General features: G+C 68.8%; 1 protein-coding gene. It reads left to right on the forward strand.

Translation table 11 applies throughout. The features are described 5' to 3' along the window. The first annotated feature begins 47 nt into the window (after positions 1-47). The gene (locus tag ACTOWY_RS44775; RefSeq protein WP_441315696.1) at positions 48-1,283 is read left to right on the forward strand and encodes an IS30 family transposase; all 1,236 of its coding nucleotides are present in this window, start codon (positions 48-50) and stop codon (positions 1,281-1,283) included. Positions 1,284-1,316: the final 33 nt, after the last annotated feature.

Genomic DNA, 1,316 nt, shown 5'->3' on the forward strand with positions numbered 1-1,316 from the left:
GGCGGTTTCTAGGGGTCGTTGCGTGACCTGACCCCCCAGGACACCCAATGACCTTCTCCATCCGCCTCGACCGCACCCCGCACGGCTCAGCACCACTGCTGGCCGAACGAGCCGAGTACTTTCGGTTGGTGAACCTCGGCCACACCAACCGCCACGCCTGCCAACTCGTGGGCGTGCACCCCGCCACCGGCACCCGCTGGCGCCACGGCCGTGCCTCCTCCAGTGGCCGCCCGGCCCTGCCCCCCATCCCCAACCCCACCCCACCAGCCGAGACCGAGGCCGAGGAGGTGGAAGGGCCGTCCCGGTATCTGACCCTGACCGACCGCCTCCACATCGCCGATCAGCTCCTCACCAACACCCCCCGCCTTCAGATCGCCGCCAAACTAGACCGCCCCCGTTGCACCCTCGACCGGGAAATCGCCCGCAACCGCGACCCCCACACCGGCCACTACCAGCCCTACCAAGCCCACGACCGCGCACTGGCCCGCCGACCCCGCCCCAAACCCGGCAAGATCGCCACCCACCCCCACCTCCGCACCACCATCCAGGCCAGACTCGACGAAGAATGGAGCCCACAGCAGATCAGCCAGACCCTCTACCGTGACTTCCCCGAACAGCCGGAGATGCGGGTGTGCCACGAAACCATCTACCAAGCCCTCTACTGCCAGGGCCGCGGTGAACTCCGCCGGGAACTCACCCGGGCCCTGCGCACCGGCCGCGCCCGACGCCGCCCCCACAGCACCGGGCGCACACCCCGCTTCACCGACATGACCATGATCAGCGACCGGCCCGCCGAAGCCGAGGACCGCGCCGTGCCCGGCCACTGGGAAGGCGACCTGATCCTGGGCAAAGACTCCGCCTCGGCGATCGCGACCCTGGTGGAACGACACACCCGCTATGTCCTGCTCGCCCACCTGCCCCACGGCCGCGACGCCATCTCAGTCCGCGATGCCCTGCTGCAGGTGATGGCCACCCTGCCCCAGCACCTGACCCGCTCCCTGACCTGGGACCAGGGCGCGGAAATGGCCCGGCACCACGAGTTCACCCTGGCCAGCGACATCCCGGTCTACTTCTGCGACCCCGCCAGCCCCTGGCAACGCGGATCGAATGAGAACACCAACGGCCTGCTCCGCCAATATTTCCCCAAAGGCACCGACCTGTCAGTGCACACCGCCGAGCACCTGGCCGCGATCGCGCAACGACTCAACCGCAGACCACGCATGACACTGGGCTGGGACAACCCAGCCCAGCGCATGCATACGCTCCTGGCCCAGCATCGCTAGCCCACCGTGACGCAACAACCGCTAGAAACCACC

Origin of the sequence: Crossiella sp. CA198 (genome assembly GCF_052078295.1) — a bacterium.
GTDB lineage: Bacteria > Actinomycetota > Actinomycetes > Mycobacteriales > Pseudonocardiaceae > Crossiella.

Bases quoted from the DNA above. Each gene is read 5' to 3' on its own strand.
- ACTOWY_RS44775 (WP_441315696.1), top strand. From the start codon at position 48: ATGACCTTCTCCATCCGCCTCGACCGCACCCCGCACGGCTCAGCACCA.